Source organism: Endozoicomonas sp. SESOKO3, from assembly GCF_024606255.1.
Window position 1 is genome coordinate 1 of sequence record NZ_JAHHPR010000079.1, and the last position, 1730, is coordinate 1730.

A 1730-nucleotide genomic window follows, 5' to 3' on the forward strand; every position below is an offset into this window, starting at 1 on the left:
ATTCCAACCAGGATGTCTACGGGGTCGAGCTGGCCGGTGCTCTGAAAAATATCTATGCCGTTGTCTCAGGTATCGGGGCGGCTATGGGGATGGGTGAGAATACCAAAAGTATGCTCATAACTCGCAGCCTGGCAGAAATGAGTCGTTTTGCTGTCAAGCTCGGTGCGGATCCCATGACTTTCCTGGGGCTGTCCGGGGTAGGGGATCTGGTCGCCACCTGTACATCCAGCCTCAGTCGGAATTTCAGGGTAGGTTATGCTCTGGGTCAGGGGAAAACCCTGAAAGAGGCAGAAGCTGAGCTGGGTCAGGTAGCTGAGGGAGTGAACACTTTACAACAGGTCAGACAGAAAGCGGTTGAGCTTGAAGTCTATATGCCGATTGTTGAGGCATTGCACATGGTTATTTTCGAAGAGTTTAATGTCAATCAGCTGGTGCGCGGTATGATGCTCCGGGAGCAGAAAACCGACGTCGAGTTTATGGTCAGATTAAGGTCGGGAAGACTTTTCTTCCAGTTACTTTCAACTAATGGTGGATATCCATTAACAAAAACGGTGAGGGTTTTTATATGGATAAGAAAGTGTTTGATAATCTGAAATCAGAGTCTCGGTGGCTCAGGCTATTGTTCATGGTGTTGTTTTACATGTTGGCCTATATTGTCGGATTTCTGATTTTATTGATTGCCATTATTCAGGTGGTGCATGGGTTTATTAAATCTGAACCGAACTCACGATTACTGGATTTAAGTGCAGGTCTGAATCAATACTTTTATCAGATTATCCAGTTTGTTACTTACAATGATGACACCAAGCCTTATCCGTTCAGCGACTGGCCGGGAGAGAAAGAGCCAGTCAATGACCAGGAAGGTGTCTGAAATCGGCTTGAGTCACTCTGGTTTATCTATAGTCGTTCGTATACCTGGTCGTATATCAGCACTCATAAGCAGGCAGGTACCCAATAATGAAACTGATCGTAATGCGTCATGGGCAAGCCAGTTGGTCAGCGCCAAATGATCAGGAAAGGCCTTTAACGGAAGTGGGTCAGCAGGAAGTGCTCAGCACAGCTTCGAAGCTGACCCACCTCGGCATCAGCAGGGTACTGGCCAGTCCTTATCTCAGGGCTCAGCAATCTGGCAGGATTCTGGCTGAAACTCTGGAGTGTACTCTGGAAACACTGGATTGCATTACTCCCGACGCTGATCCGATGGCCGTGATCTCAGAACTGCCTGTGCAAGGGAATATCGCACTGGCCAGTCATATGCCTCTGGTGGGGGCTTTAACCAGTTTGCTCTGTGAAGGAGCGATTCATCAGGGACCTGGCTTTATGACCGGCAATGCAGCAGTACTTGAGATGGAGCTGCCAGGACCGGGGTTGGCAACATTGATTGAGATGGTGGCGCCCTGAAATCATTCTGTCCTGCGCCACTTAGGATGATCTTTCTCATAACCGATTTGGTTGTTTACGATCTACTCTAATTCTACCTTTTCGTGCTTCCCATGGCATGGGTGTCAGAAGTTTATTCTGCATTGTATTCACGACTGATTTTTTTGGCTCATGAGTCTTTAGCAGGTATGCTTGCGGCATTATTAATTCTGTGTCATTGCCGTTGCAGGACATTGAAAAGGACAGGTTAACCTGATAATGCCGTTACTGAGATTTGACAATATAAACCTTGCCTATGGTGATCAGCCCCTGATGGATGGAGCCGATTTTCAGATACGTAAAGGTGAACG

The 1730-nt window shown here is 47.5% G+C and carries 3 protein-coding genes; all 3 read left to right on the forward strand.

What is annotated here, in order from left to right:
* On the forward strand, positions 1–593 hold a 593-nt coding region (locus KDK18_RS01295), incomplete at its 5' end, for an NAD(P)H-dependent glycerol-3-phosphate dehydrogenase (RefSeq protein ID WP_373691129.1).
* A complete protein-coding gene (locus KDK18_RS01300; protein ID WP_257252630.1) occupies positions 566–871 on the forward strand; it encodes a DUF4389 domain-containing protein in 306 nt (101 codons plus the stop codon). The genes KDK18_RS01295 and KDK18_RS01300, both read left to right, overlap by 28 nt.
* 86 nt (positions 872–957) lie before the next feature.
* Positions 958–1401 (forward strand): phosphohistidine phosphatase SixA, encoded by a 444-nt coding sequence (gene sixA / locus KDK18_RS01305; RefSeq protein WP_257252631.1) that lies wholly within the window; start codon positions 958–960, stop codon positions 1399–1401.
* Positions 1402–1730 lie beyond the last annotated feature (329 nt).

Excerpts from the sequence above, each read along its gene's own strand:
- KDK18_RS01300 (WP_257252630.1), top strand. The coding sequence starts at position 566 with ATGGATAAGAAAGTGTTTGATAATCTGAAATCAGAGTCTCGGTGGCTC.
- sixA (WP_257252631.1), top strand. The coding sequence starts at position 958 with ATGAAACTGATCGTAATGCGTCATGGGCAAGCCAGTTGGTCAGCGCCA.